Origin of the sequence: Clostridium sp. D5 (assembly GCF_000190355.1) — a bacterium.
Lineage (GTDB): Bacteria > Bacillota > Clostridia > Lachnospirales > Lachnospiraceae > Faecalicatena > Faecalicatena fissicatena_A.
Genome location: NZ_GL870812.1, coordinates 97,775 through 115,113, shown reverse-complemented (window position 1 = coordinate 115,113; position 17,339 = coordinate 97,775). Strand labels below are relative to the sequence as shown.

The window sequence follows — 17,339 nt, the reverse complement described above, 5'->3', positions numbered from 1 at the left end:
CCTTAAATTCACCCTCATTCCCGGGCTATTTTTCGTGTCCCAGCGTAACCTCGCCGGCATAATTTGTATTAAATATTTCCCTCACTTTGCTGCTTTCTTGTGTCTGGCCTAACGCCCACATCAGTTTCGTAACAATTGCTTCCGTTGTCATATCCCTGCCCTGTATCACCCCACAATCCAATAGCTTTCTCCCTACTTCGTACAGGGAAAAATCACTCTTCTCATATAAACACTGGCTCCTCGCAACTACAGATATCCCACTGTTAATGAGCTTCTCCAGTTTAGGGACCAGGTTTCTTCTTTCAAAATGAGTCCCTCCGGCACCGAATGCCTCGATTATGATTCCCCGGTATTTCATCTCGAGCAGTCTGTCAAATATATCAGGATTGGTTCCGGGTATCAATTTCAGCAAAAATACATCGGGACACAGATTTTCTTTCAGGCAGAACGCTCTGCTATGTCTGCCGCTGATATCCAGTTTGTCATACAGGTGTACACCGTCCGCATATACCTCACCCAGATACGGCGCCGAGATACTTTCGAATGCATTGAACCCCAGCGTCCGGACCTTTACGCCCCTGCAGCCATTGATGATCTTATCATCAAAAGCTATCATGACCCTTGGAATTCCCGCGTCCACCGCCGCAAATGCCGTCTGCAGATTTCGTTTTGCATCTGTAAACATCTGCTCTATGGGAATCTGTGCGCCGGTAAACACCACCGGTTTGTTCAGATTCTGAAGCATATAGCTCAGCGCGGAAGCCGTATAAGCCATGGTATCTGTTCCGTGGGTGATAATGATCCCGTCAAAATCCGGAAGCTTCTCTGCCACAATTCTTGCAATGTACTGCCATTCCTCCGGCTGAATATTGGAGCTGTCCAGGTTCAGGATGTCTTTACTTTCAATCTGAAAATGCTGTTTTAATTCCGGCAGCATATCCAGGATGTCCCCGCATTTTATGTCCGGGGTAAGCCCCTGTTTTCCCTGTCTGGCCGCGATTGTACCGCCCGTGGTCAATAACAATACCTTCTTCATAGCCAAATTACACCTTTCCTGATATTCACGGGCCTGTGTTCTACGCAATCTCCAGTGCCTGCTGAAGCATAGAAGCATCTATATTGCCGCCTGTTATAATAAAGCATATCTTTTTGCCCGGCCCCGTGTCAATCCTGCCGGCCATTGCCGCTGCAATACCCACACATGAGGACGGCTCTGCAGTAATCTTGCCCAGGAGGGCAACTTCTTTCATCGCACGTGCGATATGGTCCTCATCGATCGTCAGAAGGTGGTCCACATTATCCCGGATCAGCCGGTAATTAATCTCTTCCGCTTTACTCACCCGAAGACCGTCCGCAATGGTCTCTCCCATCTGTACCGTTACCGGATGCCCCACCCGCAAGCTTTCCGTAAATCTCGGAACCTGTTCCGGTTCCACTGCAGTCACGCAGACTCCGGAATCCAGCTGCTTCATGGCAAATGCCGCACCGGCTGTCAGGCTTCCCGCCCCGCAGGGTACCACAATCTCATCAAAACCACCGGACTGCTCCCATGCCTCCACGGCTGCAGTCCCATGTCCGGCTATGACATAAGGGTCCATATGGGAATGTACCAGGCAGTACCCATATTCCCGGATCAATTCCTCACACTTTCGGTCCCGGTCCTCCCCGGTAAATCCGCAAAGCACCACTTCCGCGCCATACCCTCTTGCTCCTGCAACCTTTGTCTGCGGTGCATTTTCCGGCATCACAATCACCGCTTTCGTTTCAAGCATTCTGGCCATATAACTCACCGCCTGGGCGTGGTTCCCACTGGATGCCGCGGTTACTCCTCTTCTTCTTTCCTCTTCCGTCATACAGAGCATCTTATTGGCAACGCCCCGGACTTTAAAAGAGCCCGTATGCTGTAGATTTTCCATCTTCAGCCAGATCTGTGCGCCTCCAAACAATTTCTCCAGTCCTTCTGCCCGGATCAGCGGCGTAACTCTTGCATAATCCTGTATCCGTCTTTTCGCCATCATTACATCTGCTATCTGCAGATTTCCTGCAGAATCCATAAAATTCCCTCCTCTCTCCTGCCTCTATACTACAGCCGGCTTTAAAGTCCAGCATTGCAGTTTTGTCTGTTCAACAATATTGGGGGCCTCAAACTCCTCCGCCCACACAACCCAGTTGCCGCCGAACTGATACTTCTCATCCACGTGGTCGGCAGCTGCCAGACGCCCGGTCTGTACCTCCACAGTATCAGTCCCGTCCATGAGCGCTTTTGCCAGTGTACAGAAAATATCCACCGGATTCAGGAAATTATCTCCCACCCGGTACAGCGATTTCAACTGCGGATACCCCATCACATATTCCCTGTCAGATAAGACCGCCTCCGCCAGTTCCTGTACGTCCACAACACGGGTATATAAGACTGAACGTTCCTCTTTCTCCGGCCCGTACATCAGCTCTGGAACCAGCATCCTGCCGGTCAGTGCCTTTGCAAGCAAAGTCAGTAGTTCAGACGGTGCAAGCATGCCGCCCTGCAGAGACTGATACGTAATGCCTCCGTCAAAACCCGCTGCATACTCTTTTAAATCCGATATCTTCAAGGGAACCATTCTCTGCTTCTCATAGCGCATTGCCTCTGCAGCTGTTATGTACTCTGCATTCTCCCTCTGGCCTGTATACTTCAGGAATCCCCGGATCGCTTCCAGATTCTCCTCATATGCCTCCCTACTTCGAAGCGGAGCAGGCTGACAGCTGACCGGATTCTTACCTCCTGCAAAGTTTACTTCATCCCAGAACTCCTCTGCCACAAGTTCCGTCGGATGATCGTAAATGCTCAGGAATACGACATCATCCCCGCGCATATCCATCTCATCAAACGCCCTGCACATATGTTCCAGCTGATGAGGCTCATGCTGGGAATGGATCAGGTTAGCAAGCCCTGTCATACAGTACAGGCCCGCATACCAGAAGATCCCTCCGCCCACGTCCATAATCGGATGCGCATCCATATAGGTAGGAACTCCCATCCGTCTGGCCGCTGCAAATGCCTGCGGGGCCCATGCCACACCCGGATGTCCGTAACTCATAAGATGCTGTCCTGTCAGCTCTGCCAGCTTTTGAAAGCCCGGATATTCCCTCTGAAAGAACTCTTCTGTCCCTTCCCGAAAACCATAGTGTTCCAGATATTCCGTAGGCAGCGGGTGAACGCTGTGCTCGGTCGTATGGAAACATAACTCGTGTCTTTTTAACTTTTCGAGAATATCAGTCCTTCCCTTTTTCTGAAGAAGCTCCAGCTTCTTTGTGCAGAACTTCAAGGTTGCACGGACTCCAAACTCATCCAGAATTCCCAGAATATCATAAAATGCATCGTCCGATTCTGCTGTCAGATAATCTTCAACATCAAACCACAGCAATACCTTTATCTGTTTCATCTTCATCACCTCCTGCTAAAATACCGTTGTTTCCTGTTCTCAGTACCCTCTTGTATCCCGGAAGTAAATGCGGTATTCCGCCCCTTCCAGCTCCCTGGCTACATATTGTTTCGCCTGCTCCACATCCCGCTTAATCAGCACATGCACCAATTCCATGTGTGCTTCCAGCAACGCCGTTGCCCCGGAGCTCTTCCACTCCCTGACAAATACTCTGCGGAGGTTATTGAGCACATTTTCCAGAGCGGATACCAGATACCTGTTGCGTGAGAGATATGCAACGGACATGTGAAAATCCATATTCATCTCACTGTATTCCTGATATGTACTGCCCTCGGCTTTCGCCACATGCTCCTCAGTCAGTTCCTGTAAAAACTTAAGTTCATCGTCTGTTGCGTACTGGATCGCCATCTCTGCACATGCCTTCTCCAGAATTCCTCTGTACTGAAACAGGCTCTGCAGTTCCATAACGGAAATGCCTTTGACCAGGTAACCTTTATTAGGGATCTTTTCTAGAAATCCTTCCATACACAAATAGTTCAGCGCCTCCCTGGAGGGTGTCTTGCTTACCCCGAACTTGTGTGATATCTCGGCCTCGGTAATCATATCATTCTCATTGTAATTCCAGTTGATAATATCATTCCGGAGCTCATTCAGTACCCTTTCTGTCATAGACTGTTTTTTCGCCATCTGCAGCCTCCCTTCCTTTGTCATATTTCAACGATGTATCAGTGATATATCACTGATGTATTTTAGTTAATAGTAACAAGACATATTCTATTTGTCAATACTCTTTGTGAATATTGTATAGCACAGTCAGTATTTTTCATTATTCGGAAATTAAAACCTATCTATGACAGCTGCCAGTACTTTCTGAAAACCTGGCAGGCGAGGGTGCGGGAAGATTTTTTTCAAAACGAAAAACAGGAATGTAGTCTATCACAACTACATTCCCATTTTCCAGCTTAATCTAAACAACTTTAGGAGTTATAACCTCTTATTCACATTTTGTAAAGTACATGGAAATTCCCTGTCCACCGCCGATACACATACTGATCATGGCATCTTTCTTGTCTGTACGCATCAATTCATACATTACCTTTACAGTCAGCATTGCACCGGTAGCGCCAATCGGGTGTCCGATGGAGATACCGCCGCCGTAAATATTTACTTTTTCGGGATCCAGTCCGAGATCTCTGCTTACTGCGTATGCCTGGCTAGCAAATGCCTCATTAATTTCAAACATATCGATGGATTTCAAATCCAGACCCAATTTTTCCGCCAGCTTCTCACTGGAGAACTTCGGTGAATATCCCATCAGTTCTGCATCAAATCCTGCGATTGCATAACCTCCGATTTTTAACTTCGGAGTTACTCCCAGTTCTTCTGCCTTTTCTTTTGACATGACTACAACTGCTGCCGCACCATCATTCAGGCTGGAGGAGTTTGCTGCTGTTACCGTACCGCCTTTTACAAAGCAAGGACGAAGCTTTGCGAGTTTTTCCATACTCTGCCCTTCTCTGGGGCCTTCGTCTGTATCAAATACTGTTACATTTCCTTTACGGTCTTTTAACTCTACCGGGAGAATCTCATCTTTGAACTTTCCTGCTTTGATTGCTGCGCAGGCTCTCTGGTGGCTCTGTACTGCAAACGCATCCTGCTCTTCTCTTGTTACGTGATATTTTTCAGCAACATTTTCTGCTGTCACACCATTATGATTACCGTCAAGCGGCCATGTCAGGATATCAATAACACCATCTTCAAACACTTTGTGTCCCATTTTTGCTCCCCAGCGGGCATCCTTTACATAATACGGAAGCTGAGAAATATTTTCAGAACCACCTGCTACTACGACTTCGGCCTGACCTGTCTGGATTTCCATCACAGCTTCTGCAATGGACTGCAATCCGGAACCACACTGACGGTTTACTGAATATGCGGTTGTCTCTTTCGGCATTCCTGCTTTCAAACTGATTGCCCTTGCAACAAATCCATTCTCTGCAACCTCTCCAACCTGCCCGATGATCACTTCATCTACAACCGCCGGATCAATCCCCGCACGATTCACTGCTTCTTTTACAACCATTGCACCCATGTCAATTGCTGAAATATCTTTTAAACTGCCACCATAACTTCCGACCGGAAGTCTTACACCACTGACTACTACTACTTCTTTCATCACTGTCTCTCCTCTCGCTAAACATCTGCAAAGGGGTCTGACCCCTTTGCCCTTCGTTTTCTGAATTTTCTGAAATCTTATTCGTATTTATAGAATCCCTGTCCGGATTTTCTTCCGAGATGTCCTGCTTTTACCATAGTCTCAAGCAATGGACATGGTCTGTACTTGCTGTCATGGAAACCATTATACAGTCCTGTCATCGTTGCAAGCATAACATCCACACCTACAAAGTCTGTCAGTTCCAATGGTCCCATGGGGAAATTGCATCCCAGTTTCATTGCATTATCGACATCTTCCGGTGTGCAGCCTTCCATTACCATGAATGCTGCCTCATTCTGCATTGGTACAAGTACACGATTTACGATAAATCCCGGATATTCCGGTGCATCTACAACTGCCTTTTTGATCTCAATTGCAAATTCTTTTACTTTATCGTAAGTCTCATCTGCAGTTGCAATTCCACGAATCAGTTCTACCAGTTTCATTACCGGAGCCGGATAGAAGAAATGTACCCCCATTACTTTGTCAGGTCTGCTTGTTGCTGCTGCGATTTCAGAGATGCTTAATCCTGATGTGTTTGACACAATCAGAGTCTCCGGATCAGCCAGTTTATCAAGCTGCTCAAATACAGATTTTTTCAGATCGATTTTCTCCGGAACTGCTTCGATGATCATATCTGCACCTTTTACATCCTCCATATTACTGCTGTATGTCAGTCTTCCAAGTACTTCGGCTTTTTCTGCTTCTGTGATTTTTCCTTTGGCAATTTTCTTTACAAATATTTTCTCAATGTTTGCCTTTGCCTTTTCAATCGCTGGTTCAAACACATCAATATTCTTCACTTCATATCCGGCCTGCGCACATGTCTGTGCGATACCGCTTCCCATAAGTCCTGCACCGATTACTGCAATTTTCATTCTCAATTACCTCCCTATTTAATCAATTAGTTTTGTCTTTATTTTCAAGGAATTTTCTTCTCTTTTAACTCCAGCCCAAACGGACCATCCTCGATGAATAATCCCTCAGCCATCAGTTTTAACTCCGGGCTGACAATCGGCTGGAAATCCATCATATCCAGCACCTGTGTCTGTAAATCTATTCCCGGCGCGATTTCTATCAGTTCCACGCCCTCTTTACAAAGACGGAATACTGCACGTTCTGTTACGATCATAACTTCCTGGCCTTTTTTTCTGGCCATCGGTCCGTTGAAAGACAACTGCGCAACCTGTTTTACCATCTTACGGATTTTTCCTTCTTGTAAAATGGTCAGTCTGCCGTCAGCAAACTGATATTTTGCTCCGCCCGCCGTAAATGTTCCGAGAAATACTACTTGCTTCGCATTCTGCGTAATATCAATGAACCCGCCTGCCCCTGTGCATCTTGATCCCATCTTGGTTGAATTGACACTGCCGTCCTCTCCAAGTTCTCCAAGACCCATGAATGTAATATCAACACCGGCTCCGTTGTAATAATCCATCTGCTCATGATGTCCGATCATTGCATACAGGTTCTGGCCGATGCCAAAATCAATTCCTCCGGCCTGAACTCCTCCGTAGATTCCTGACTCTACGGTAATCATAATATCATCGGAAACACCTTCTTCATTGCACACTTTTCCGACCATATCATTTGGAATTCCTGTTCCAAGATTCACGACTGCTCCTCCATATAATTCCTGCGTCCCCCTTCGGGCAATGAGTTTCCGTTCATTGAACGGTGCCGGAGGAATATTGCCCTGCGGTACCCGCACCTGTCCGCAGTATGACGGATCAAAATACCAGGAGGATGTCTGCCGGTGATCTTCCTGGGGGTTCTCACAGACAACAATATCATCGATAAATACTCCCGGAACAGTCACGTCCTTCGGATTGATAGTACCTGTCTGTACAACCTGTTTTACCTGAGCAATCACTCTTTTGCCATACCTTTTCGCAGCCAGAACAGCCGGAAGCACTTCCAGTTTCATAGCCTCTTCTGTGGTTGTCAGATTCCCCATCTCATCACAAACCGTACCTCGAATTACGCATACATCAATCGGTATCTGTTTGTAAAACATGTACTCTTCACCATCATATTCCATGATATCTACAATATCTTCCAGCGGCTTTGTCCGCTCATTCATCTTTCCGCCTTCCACACGTGGATCAATGAATGTTCCGAGCCCGACTTTTGACATTTTTCCCGGCAGACCACATGCCATGCTTCGATATAGCTGTGCAATCTGGCCCTGCGGCAGACAGTACGCCTCAACCTGGCTGTTTGCGATCATTTCCATCCAACGTGGCTGTAAGCCCCAGTGAGAACCGATGATTTTGGTTACCATACCTTCGTGTGCCAGATGTTGAATTCCGTCTTTGCGGTCACTCTGACCACAGGAGTGAAGCAACGTCAGATTTGACGGATGCCCTGTTTCCAGATATCTTTTTTCCAGTTCCTTTAAAATAGACTCGCTGGCACTGACCAGTGTCATAGCAATCGTGCAAATAGTATCGCCATCCTTTATCTTCGCAGCTGCTTCCTTTGCACTCACAAAATTTGCTTTCAGCATAACTTCATTCCTTTCTCTTTCATCTCATTTCACCGTAAACCATCCTCTTACGAAATTCTATCCGCATCAGCAAACATCGTTTTAATTGTTTTTTTATCCGTTTTAAGTCCCGGTGTCTTCGGAACTGCATCTGCAAATAAAATCTGCTCCGGTATCTTAAACTTTGCCAAACGACTCTTCAAATCCGCTTTCAGTTCCTCTGCTGTCATCTGCACGCCACTCTCAAGAACAATCAATGCCGCAGCCACTTCTCCGTACTTTTCACTCGGAATCCCTACCACTGCTGCATCTTTAATTCCCTCGACCGCAACAAGTTCATCCTCCACATCTGTACACCAGATCTTCTCTCCGCCCCGGTTTATCATGTCCTTTTTCCGGTCTACGATAAACACATACGAGTCCTCGTTGATATATCCCATATCCCCGGTATTGAGCCACCCGTCTTCCGTGATCAGAGGGGTCTTCAGATTATAATAATATTCACAAATATTTGCACCTTTTAAATATACGACTCCAACCGTACCGTTCGGCACTTCCTTCCCATCGTCATCCAATATCTTCAGCATCAGTCCCGGAACCGGTTTTCCCTCTGACCCAGGATAAAGGCTTGTCGCCGCATCATACGGAAATACCGTTCCCGGTGAAGAAGTTTCCGTCATTCCATAAACGTTGCAAAATTTCATCTGCGGCATCCAGCGGTGCAGCTTCTTCATCGTTTCCACAGGCATATAACTGCTGCCGCATGCCAGTGTCCGGATACTCGGGAGCTCCGGAAATTCTTCTCTATAATCCAACAGCTGCCCGAATACGGTCGGTGAGCCGTGCATAAATGTTATTCCCTCCCCCTTCACACCTTCAAGAATCCGCTTTGCATCGTACCGCTTATACAGGTATGTTGTTCCGCCGATATAAACAAACAGCCCAAGCAGCGCCACCAAACCTGTGATATGATAAATCGGTACGGGAATAATTGTTTTATCCTCCGGACCAAGTTCCAGCAGTTTCTGATAGATCATCACCGCATGATTGACATTATAATTTTTTAAAATGACACCTTTACTTGCAGAAGTCGTCCCTGACGTAAACATCAGGATAAGCTCATCATTCAATTCACCACATCCCGGTTCTGCACACATCATCTTTGTGATATTTCCTTCTACGATTGCCTCTGCAAAACCATATCCGTCCTCTTCGTCTACCGTTACATCTACAAATATTCCGGCTTCTCTGTAAGACCGAACCCATCCGTAATCCTCACTCACTAGAATTCCCTGCAGATCCGCCTTTTCAATCAGGGAACGTACTTCCGGCTCCCGGTATTTCGTCGGAAACGGCACAGCTACGGCCCCCAGTTTACATAAAGCATAAAAGGATGTTGCAAATTCAATTCCATTATTTAAAAGCAGTCCCACATGGCTTCCTTTTTCCAAATGACGCACATATTTCAGATATGCCGCCATGGAATCCACCATGTGAAGAAATTCCCGATAGCTATAACAGCGCCCCCAGTTATCACAAAGGCCTGTTTTTTCTGAGAATTTCTCTGCCGTATCTTTCAGCATCTCATAAAAACTTTTCTTCATCTTCGGAAAAGTATAAACGGTCCGGTCTCCGACTGTCAGGTCACCCATCTCCTTCTGAAACCACATATTCCATACATCTTTTCCATTTAACATGCTTACACCTCTTTTTTTCTGAAGCCGACTCGTTCCTTTTTCTCAGCTTCAAGCACCTCTCCAGCAAGCGCAAGATACATACGCTTAATTTCTGATTCACTGAAAACATCTGCTCTCTTCTCATGCATTTCTTTGATTGTCTGATACACTTGTTTTCTGTGAATTACCGCAACCGAATCCGGCATTTTCCTGTCTTTCCATGTCAATGTACTCGCATCCGGAAACACGACGATCGGATGAATCGTAAGTTCTTCTTTATTTAGTTTCCGAACAATCTGCGATTGGAAATATCGTATTTCATCCATCGGATTACGCATCATTTTTATTTCAACTTTAGCTTTTTCGCCTTTCTTCGCTTTTTCAACTGTCTGATATTTAAAATCCCCCCGGACTGATGCTTCAATATCGCCGGTCTGATTCTTAATATCCAATACATACATTCCGCTGGTCAGCAAGATGATAACGTAAGCCTGGGGGTATCTTTCCCCTTTCGCAGCGGCAAGCTGATAAAAAATCCTGTGCCTGCCGAACCGCGAATCAAGATAATAGCTTTCCGACAGTTTTGTCAGGCTTTTCTTCCTCATTGCATATTCCAGATAATTAGAATAGATTTCTTTATAGATACTCCGGCGAAAAAGATACCATCCGCTTCCGCCTTTAAAAACTGCAATAATTCCTGCTACCAGGAGCAGTCCCGGAAGTAATTCCAACCAAACATCCTGTCCCATAGTCCACCTCATGTACATTCACCGCCGATTGTCGGAATGAATGCATTTCTTTTTTTCAAAACATCAGTCAAACTCCGGCCCTTCATACTTGTCAAAATCATATCGGCCGCTGGAGCCGATAACTCTCATGTAACTCTTAATAAATTCTTTCATTGCATCCTGTGCCACAATACAAAGATCCATATAATCGATTTCCGGATTCTCCTCCAGTGCCTTTGCTGTCGCGATTCTCGCATGTTTGAACAAGTCTGTACATACATTGATCTTATTGATTCCATATGCTACCGCTTTTCTGATGTTCTCTTCTCCCGCACCGGAACCACCGTGAAGTACAAGCGGCCTCTGCAGCGTCTCTTTTAATAATTTCAAACGGTCAAAATCCAGTTTCGGGACAAATCCTTTCGGATAACTTCCGTGAGCCGTTCCGATCGCCACTGCAAGGCAGTCACATTCTGTTTGCTCTACAAATTCCTTAGCCTGCTGTGGATCTGTGTACAAGTCTACCTTTTCGTTATCTGCCTCTTTTGCCATTCCTACATGTCCTAATTCTGCTTCACAGGAAAGTCCCATGCCGTGTGCAAGAGAAGCTACAAGCTGTGTTCTTCTCACATTTTCTTCAAAATCATAACTGGAAGAGTCAATCATCACACTTGAAAATCCATATTTCATTGCCGCTGTAATATCTTCAAGGTCAGCGCCATGATCCAGATTGAATGCAACCGGAACTGATACTTTTTCTGCCATTCCCTTAATCATTGGAGCAAGAATATCTCCATGTCCGTGGGCTTTCATCTGACGAGGGGAAATGTTGATGATTACCGCGGATTTTTCTTCTTCTGCCGACTGGATAATAGCCTTCGTCTGTTCCATATTTACACAATTGATCGCCATGACTGCATAATTATTTTTATGTGCATGCCAGAGCATATCCTTCATTGATACATACATATTATTATTCTCCTTATATCCCGAATTGCCGTACATACTTTTCGGCACCCGGTAAAAATATATCTAGCCGTCTGTCTGGTTCTGCTTTAAGTGTAGAAAGGAAAAAGCCTAAGCTTCTTCCTTTCTGAAGATTAAATAATAGATACAATGTCTTCTTCGCTTTCTTCATACCCTTCCGGCAGTGGTTTTCTGAGGAGTGCATACAGAACACCTGTAATGCAACCGCCTAACAACCAAAGGCCGATAAACAAAAGTGGGTTGGATGTCATGGCAATAACAAATGCACCACCATGAACTGCCGGAGACTCAAGACCGAGCATCATACACAGACCACCTGTAATCGCACCACCTGTACAGCAGGAAATTGCAACACGAACCGGGTCTTTCATCAGGAATGGGATAACACCTTCCTGTACGTAGCAGCATGACAGAATAAACAGTGATTTTGCCTGCTCTCTTTCAGATTCTGTAAATTTCTTCTTTCCGCCGATGAAACATGCAAGACCAATTCCCAGAGGAGATGTCATGCCTGCACACATTTTAGCAGAAGTAGGAATTAAGAATCCGTCAGCATTCAGCCCGTTTACGAACAGAGCTGCTGTTTTGTTAATAGGACCGCCGTGATCCAGACAAATCATTGCTCCGATTACTGCACCGAGTACGAATCTGGAACCACCGCTCAGAGCCATCAGTCCTGATGTAATCCATGCCATAAACCAACTGATCGGGCGTCCTACTACATAATACATAAGCAGACCACAGACCAGGGTCGTAACTACCGGATAGACCAGAATCGGCATGATACCCTGTATTGCCTTTGGCACCTTAATCTTCTTTAACATAAGTACAAAATAGCCAACCATGATACCACCGACAACACCACCCACAAATCCGGTATTGATTGCGCCTGCAAGAGCACCCATTACAAAACCTGGTGCAAGTCCCGGCTTATCAGCCATCGCATATGCGATAAATGCTGCGATAACCGGTACAACATAGTTCATCATGTTCTGTCCGAGAAGCATGATTGCTTTTGCAAGTGTATCAATCTGATCCATGTGGTTTCCGATATCATATCCGCCCATTGCCTTTGCAATTGCCTGAATTACACCTGCACCTACAATTACAGGAATCATGTAGGAAATACCTGTCATAATAGAATCTCTCAGAAAAGCTCCCTGGCTTTTCTTTTTTGTTTTTCTTTTGATTTCTGCCATTATTCTAACGCCTCCAATAATTCTTTAATAATTCCTTCTGCATCTTTGATTGCTTCGCTGACACCGACGGTCAGTGTCGGCAAATCGTCAAAACGCTCGGCGTTCTTAATTCTTACATCACTTGCAATAATTACTCCGTCTGCTCTTTTAAGATCTTCTTTTGTGATCTCATTCTCAACACCGGCTGCACCCTGTGTTTCGATTTTGATTTCCAGACCTTTTTTCTTTGCAGTCTTTTCCAGATTGGATGCTGCCATATAGGTATGTGCAATTCCTACCGGACAACTTGTCACTCCTAAAATATACATATTACTCTTCCTCCTTTTTTGATGAAAATAACTGTTTAATTTCCTCGACTGTGGATGTACCTTTCAGCGTTTCCCGGAAATCATCATCCATCAGATTCGCCGCTAACTTAGAAAGCATTTCCAGATGTACGTTATCTGATGTGTTTGGTGCGGCAAGCATAATCACATAGTCAACCGGACGTCCATCCAGTGTTTCCCATTCCACCGGATTTTTTAGTTTGACCAGTGTAAATGCTGCCTCTCTGACGCAGTCTGATTTGCAATGGGGTATTGCGACACCGTTTCCGACCCCCGTGGAAAATACGGCCTCTCTTTCGTAAAGTCCTTCAATATATTTATTCAGGTCATTTACTTTCCCTGCATCATACATCATTTTGCCAAGTCCTTTGATTACATCGTCTTTTGTCTTGGCTTCATATCCAAAATTCACAAGTTTTTCATTCACCATTTCTGAAACATTCATATTGTGTTAATTCCTTTCCTGCATATCTATGCCTTTGTCAAAATATCTATCTCGCTGATTTTTTTAGCTTTTAAAACCTGTTCAACATCCTTTATATTTCGTGTCAGGTCCAGCACATCTCCAAAAATTCTCTGGAAGTTATTCTCCACCTTTGCATCCAATGCCAGCATGAAGATAATCTGTACTTTCTCCGAGCCCCATAAGATGGGTTTCTGTAAAGTCATGAATCCGATTCCCTGTTTCCGTATGTGCCCTTCAAATGCATGCGGTATGGCTACCAGACTGCCTACTGCGGTTTCCGAAAGTTCTTCTCTTTCGAATACAGACTGTATGTACCCTTCATCTACATAGCCTTCGCTGACCATCCTTCCTCCCAGAAGTTTGATTACTTCTTCTTTTGACTTCAAATCGCAGTTCATAATGGAGATGGAACTATTCAAAAACTTCTTCAGGTAAAAATATTCTGTATTTTCTTCCTGTAGATGACTTGTTCTTTTCTGAATATATTTTCGTATTCTCTGAATATCCGTCTCGCTCAAAACCGACGATACATGAAGCACTTCGATTCCCTCTATATAAATAGGCACTGTTGAGATTACAAAATCCTGCGCCTCCGGTTCTAAACTATCTGCCTGATTTCCCGAAATAATCTGCTTGATTTCCATTTCCGGGAACAATCGTTTCAGCTTCATGGAAACAAACTGTGACGTTCCGATACCGGTCATACAGATAATTGTGACTGACAGATTTCTTTTCATTTTCTGTCGTGTACGTTCTATGGCTGCTCCTATGTGAAATGATACATAGCCGATTTCATCCTCCGTCGTTTCCAGTCCGTATTTCTGTCCGAACTTTGATATCAGATAAGAAGCAATCTCATACTCGTAGAACATTTCCTTTTTCACCGAATCCAAAATCGGATTTTCCAGATACATCATGCTATGAAACCTGTGAACCATACATTCCAGGTGATCGAACAGCGCACATGCCAATTCGCTGTCTTCCTCCAGTTGCAGTTGATACTGTTCGTCCACTTCCTGTAGAAGTGACATGATATCATCAAACATCTGCGGCTCTCTGGCACGAGTCTTCTCTCTGTCCTTTTCTTTCGTCATAGGAGTCTGATATCTAACTGCCAAAAGACACGTCATCAAAAATGTAATCTCTGATTCTGGAATTTCAACATCCAACTGTTCATATATCTGCTCCAGGATATAACGACTTACAAACCAGGCTTTTCTGCCTTCACTTGCCTGTTCATCTTTTTCCTCCGGCTCTGTCACACATCCCATCTGAACTCTCGTTATCAGAATCGCAAGCTGAATCAAAAATTCATCAAAGGAAATATCCGTCAATACAAAATGGAACCGATTCTCTGCCAATCGGATTACACGCTTCAAGCTTTCCAGCCGCACTTTTGTAAACAGAGTCTGTATCTTCTCATTTCCGCCGACCTTTTTCAGTACATCTGTCAGCGCCCATCGAATCTGTGTTTCCAAACCTTCTGCCTTAATCCCATATTTTACTTTCTTTATGAAAGTAATACCGAATTTCTCCCAGAATGAAACCAGCTCCGATACATCATTCACAATCGTTCCTTTACTCACATAGAGTAAATTTGCAATTGCTTCCATTGATATATACTCTTTATTATGTAAGAGCAGATAAGCAGCAACGTAATATTTCCTCACATCCGATGAGATATAGGAATCCTTCATCTCATACAAGACTGACTGCAGAAACTGTTCTCCGGCTTCATCATAATACAGCCAAAGGCCAACCCCCTGCTTTGTCTTAATACTGCAGGAATTTTTTTCAAGAATCTCATTGATCTTCTTTATATCAGCCTTGATTGTTCTTGGGCTGACTTTCAATTCCGCAGCAATCTGTGATGTGGTAAACTTATTTTCATTTTTATAGAGTAAATGAAGGATTTTCTTTTCTCTTGGTAAAAACATTTGACCACCTTTCCTTGCTGTTCTATAGATATTATACCTAATTTCAGCAGTTATTTACAATTTAGTTAATTGCACTTTAGCCAATGAACTTAGTGCAATCAATGGTAAATATATCACATCTGACAAATTTTTTCTCCTTATTTTTATGCACTTTAACTGATTTCCCGCTTGTTTTATATACTTTTCAAAATTCCGGTTCTGTTTTTCATACACTGTTTCTGTGTTTTTGTATCTATACCTATTCTTTTTCACTTAGTTGGTGCAATTTATCAAATATTCTTTTTTTCCGAAACGTCTATAATAAGAGACAGTACAATAATCTTTTATAATTAGGAGGATTTACACATGATTAATTTTGAATTTTATAACCCCACAAAAGTTATTTTTGGAAAAGGTGTTGAAGCAGAAGCCGGTAAAGTCATTAAGGAAATGGGCGGTCACAAAGTACTCGTACATTTCGGCGGCGATTATCTTCAGAAGAGCGGTACTTTAGACCGTATCCACCAGGGACTTACTGATGCCGGACTGGAATATGTAGATTTGGACGGAGTTGTTCCGAATCCAAGACTCGGATTAGTAAAAGAAGGTATCCGGCTTTGTAAAGAAGAAGGAGTTGACTTCCTGCTTCCGATTGGCGGCGGAAGCGCAATCGATTCTGCCAAAGGAATCGGTTACGGCCTTGCAAATGATTTTGAACTGGAAGACCTTCTGCTCGGCAAAGCTGCCACCGACAAAATTGCACCGATCGGATGTATCTCAACAATCGCAGCAACCGGTTCTGAGACAAGCAACTCTATGGTAATCACCATCGAAGACGGCATGCTCAAACGTTCTTACAACCATGACTGCGCCCGTCCAAAATTTGCGATCATGAACCCGGAACTTACATATACACTTCCTGCATATCAGACATCCAGCGGTGCTTCTGATATTATGATGCATACAATGGAGCGGTATTTTACAAACACAAAAGATGTGGACCTGATCGACCGTATGGCAGAAGGACTTCTTGTATCTGTTCGTGAAGCTGCTCTGACTGCTGTAAAAGCCCCTGAAAACTATGAAGCGCGCGCAACCCTGATGTGGGCCGGAAGCCTTTCTCACAACGGGCTGACCGGAACCGGACGTGTATCCGACTTTGCATCTCACAAAATCGAACATGAACTGGGCGGTATGTTTGATGTTGCTCACGGCGCAGGCCTCTGTGCTATCTGGGGAAGCTGGGCAAGATATGTATATAAGACAAATCCTGCAAGATTCGCACAGTTCGCAGTCCGTGTCTTTGATGTAGCACAGAATTTCTATGATACTGAGGCAACTGCCCTCAAAGGTATTGAAGCCTGGGAAATCTGGTGCCGCTCTATCGGAATGCCGACCAGTCTTCGTGAACTAGGTGTAACTCCGACCAGCGCACAGATTGAAGAAATGGCTGAAAAATGCGTTGCCACAGGGGGCGGACACGTTGGCTTCTTCCAGACTTTATATAAGGAAGACGTAATCAAAATTTTCGAAATGGCTCGTTAAAAACTCTGAACATTCTCCGCCGCCATATATCCCCCTGTCCCCCCGCCCCATCAACGGAGCTGAGCACATCCACATCCCCTTTTCTCCCGCGCCGCCCAGCCAAGTCCCTGGGCGCCCTCCCGCCTTGCTGCACCCAGCCTTCCTGAAATCGGGACCCGAATGCCGCTTAACACGGCCTGGTAAAACGGGCATAGGGGTGTCTGGATGCATCGTAAGGCGGTTAGCTGGAGTAAAGTAAAAAACAAGGAAAACCGGGGCAATTTTTGTGATCACAAATCACAAAAATTCCTGGACCCAGCGCCTGAAGCCATCAAGGCTTCAGGTGGTGTGTCCAGGTTGCCCCGGTTTTCCTTATTTTTTACTTCTACTCC

General features: G+C 44.9%; 15 protein-coding genes. 1 reads left to right on the top strand and 14 read right to left on the bottom strand.

Annotated elements, in window-relative coordinates; translation table 11 throughout:
* Positions 1-25 precede the first annotated feature (25 nt).
* The 14 genes from HMPREF0240_RS10730 to HMPREF0240_RS10665 form a co-directional block, all read right to left on the bottom strand.
* Positions 26-1,036 (bottom strand): asparaginase, encoded by a 1,011-nt coding sequence (locus HMPREF0240_RS10730; protein WP_035313191.1) that lies wholly within the window; start codon positions 1,034-1,036, stop codon positions 26-28.
* A gap of 40 nt (positions 1,037-1,076) precedes the next feature.
* Positions 1,077-2,054: a threonine/serine dehydratase gene (locus tag HMPREF0240_RS10725; RefSeq protein WP_009003437.1), complete on the bottom strand. Its 978-nt coding sequence runs from the start codon at positions 2,052-2,054 to the stop codon at positions 1,077-1,079.
* Between the two features lie 24 nt (positions 2,055-2,078).
* Positions 2,079-3,422: a hypothetical protein gene (locus HMPREF0240_RS10720; RefSeq protein ID WP_148486323.1), complete on the bottom strand. Its 1,344-nt coding sequence runs from the start codon at positions 3,420-3,422 to the stop codon at positions 2,079-2,081.
* 39 nt (positions 3,423-3,461) lie between these two features.
* Complete coding sequence (locus HMPREF0240_RS10715; protein WP_242833327.1) at positions 3,462-4,109, bottom strand: GntR family transcriptional regulator; 648 nt, start codon at positions 4,107-4,109, stop codon at positions 3,462-3,464.
* A 307-nt stretch (positions 4,110-4,416) separates the two neighbouring features.
* Positions 4,417-5,598: a thiolase family protein gene (locus tag HMPREF0240_RS10710; protein ID WP_035313088.1), complete on the bottom strand. Its 1,182-nt coding sequence runs from the start codon at positions 5,596-5,598 to the stop codon at positions 4,417-4,419.
* A gap of 77 nt (positions 5,599-5,675) precedes the next feature.
* On the bottom strand, positions 5,676-6,515 hold the full coding sequence (locus tag HMPREF0240_RS10705) for a 3-hydroxyacyl-CoA dehydrogenase NAD-binding domain-containing protein (RefSeq protein ID WP_009003433.1): 840 nt from the start codon (positions 6,513-6,515) through the stop codon (positions 5,676-5,678).
* A gap of 44 nt (positions 6,516-6,559) precedes the next feature.
* Entirely contained in the window at positions 6,560-8,146 is a 1,587-nt protein-coding gene (locus HMPREF0240_RS10700) for an acyl CoA:acetate/3-ketoacid CoA transferase (RefSeq protein ID WP_009003432.1), read from the bottom strand.
* A gap of 47 nt (positions 8,147-8,193) precedes the next feature.
* A complete protein-coding gene (locus HMPREF0240_RS10695; protein ID WP_009003431.1) occupies positions 8,194-9,822 on the bottom strand; it encodes a class I adenylate-forming enzyme family protein in 1,629 nt (542 codons plus the stop codon).
* Between the two features lie 2 nt (positions 9,823-9,824).
* Entirely contained in the window at positions 9,825-10,550 is a 726-nt protein-coding gene (locus HMPREF0240_RS10690; RefSeq protein WP_035313086.1) for a nuclease-related domain-containing protein, read from the bottom strand.
* A gap of 63 nt (positions 10,551-10,613) precedes the next feature.
* Entirely contained in the window at positions 10,614-11,498 is an 885-nt protein-coding gene (locus tag HMPREF0240_RS10685) for a class II fructose-bisphosphate aldolase (protein ID WP_009003429.1), read from the bottom strand.
* A 131-nt stretch (positions 11,499-11,629) separates the two neighbouring features.
* On the bottom strand, positions 11,630-12,715 hold the full coding sequence (locus tag HMPREF0240_RS10680) for a PTS fructose transporter subunit IIC (protein WP_009003428.1): 1,086 nt from the start codon (positions 12,713-12,715) through the stop codon (positions 11,630-11,632).
* Positions 12,715-13,023, bottom strand: a complete 309-nt coding sequence (locus HMPREF0240_RS10675; protein WP_009003427.1) for a PTS fructose transporter subunit IIB — start codon at positions 13,021-13,023, stop codon at positions 12,715-12,717. Before HMPREF0240_RS10675 ends, HMPREF0240_RS10680 begins: the two co-directional genes overlap by 1 nt.
* A gap of 1 nt (position 13,024) precedes the next feature.
* Entirely contained in the window at positions 13,025-13,486 is a 462-nt protein-coding gene (locus HMPREF0240_RS10670) for a PTS sugar transporter subunit IIA (RefSeq protein ID WP_009003426.1), read from the bottom strand.
* A 26-nt stretch (positions 13,487-13,512) separates the two neighbouring features.
* Positions 13,513-15,444: a BglG family transcription antiterminator gene (locus tag HMPREF0240_RS10665; RefSeq protein WP_009003425.1), complete on the bottom strand. Its 1,932-nt coding sequence runs from the start codon at positions 15,442-15,444 to the stop codon at positions 13,513-13,515.
* A 345-nt stretch (positions 15,445-15,789) separates the two neighbouring features.
* Between HMPREF0240_RS10665 and HMPREF0240_RS10660 the strand changes: the two genes are divergently transcribed.
* A complete protein-coding gene (locus HMPREF0240_RS10660) occupies positions 15,790-16,968 on the top strand; it encodes an iron-containing alcohol dehydrogenase (protein WP_009003424.1) in 1,179 nt (392 codons plus the stop codon).
* Positions 16,969-17,339: the final 371 nt, after the last annotated feature.

Excerpts from the sequence above, each read along its gene's own strand:
- HMPREF0240_RS10675 (WP_009003427.1), bottom strand. The coding sequence starts at position 13,023 with ATGTATATTTTAGGAGTGACAAGTTGTCCGGTAGGAATTGCACATACC.
- HMPREF0240_RS10730 (WP_035313191.1), bottom strand. The coding sequence starts at position 1,036 with ATGAAGAAGGTATTGTTATTGACCACGGGCGGTACAATCGCGGCCAGA.
- HMPREF0240_RS10705 (WP_009003433.1), bottom strand. The coding sequence starts at position 6,515 with ATGAAAATTGCAGTAATCGGTGCAGGACTTATGGGAAGCGGTATCGCA.
- HMPREF0240_RS10680 (WP_009003428.1), bottom strand. The coding sequence starts at position 12,715 with ATGGCAGAAATCAAAAGAAAAACAAAAAAGAAAAGCCAGGGAGCTTTT.
- HMPREF0240_RS10665 (WP_009003425.1), bottom strand. The coding sequence starts at position 15,444 with ATGTTTTTACCAAGAGAAAAGAAAATCCTTCATTTACTCTATAAAAAT.
- HMPREF0240_RS10685 (WP_009003429.1), bottom strand. The coding sequence starts at position 11,498 with ATGTATGTATCAATGAAGGATATGCTCTGGCATGCACATAAAAATAAT.
- HMPREF0240_RS10690 (WP_035313086.1), bottom strand. The coding sequence starts at position 10,550 with ATGGGACAGGATGTTTGGTTGGAATTACTTCCGGGACTGCTCCTGGTA.
- HMPREF0240_RS10720 (WP_148486323.1), bottom strand. The coding sequence starts at position 3,422 with ATGAAACAGATAAAGGTATTGCTGTGGTTTGATGTTGAAGATTATCTG.
- HMPREF0240_RS10715 (WP_242833327.1), bottom strand. The coding sequence starts at position 4,109 with ATGGCGAAAAAACAGTCTATGACAGAAAGGGTACTGAATGAGCTCCGG.
- HMPREF0240_RS10710 (WP_035313088.1), bottom strand. The coding sequence starts at position 5,598 with ATGAAAGAAGTAGTAGTAGTCAGTGGTGTAAGACTTCCGGTCGGAAGT.
- HMPREF0240_RS10670 (WP_009003426.1), bottom strand. The coding sequence starts at position 13,486 with ATGAATGTTTCAGAAATGGTGAATGAAAAACTTGTGAATTTTGGATAT.
- HMPREF0240_RS10695 (WP_009003431.1), bottom strand. The coding sequence starts at position 9,822 with ATGTTAAATGGAAAAGATGTATGGAATATGTGGTTTCAGAAGGAGATG.
- HMPREF0240_RS10660 (WP_009003424.1), top strand. The coding sequence starts at position 15,790 with ATGATTAATTTTGAATTTTATAACCCCACAAAAGTTATTTTTGGAAAA.
- HMPREF0240_RS10700 (WP_009003432.1), bottom strand. The coding sequence starts at position 8,146 with ATGCTGAAAGCAAATTTTGTGAGTGCAAAGGAAGCAGCTGCGAAGATA.
- HMPREF0240_RS10725 (WP_009003437.1), bottom strand. The coding sequence starts at position 2,054 with ATGGATTCTGCAGGAAATCTGCAGATAGCAGATGTAATGATGGCGAAA.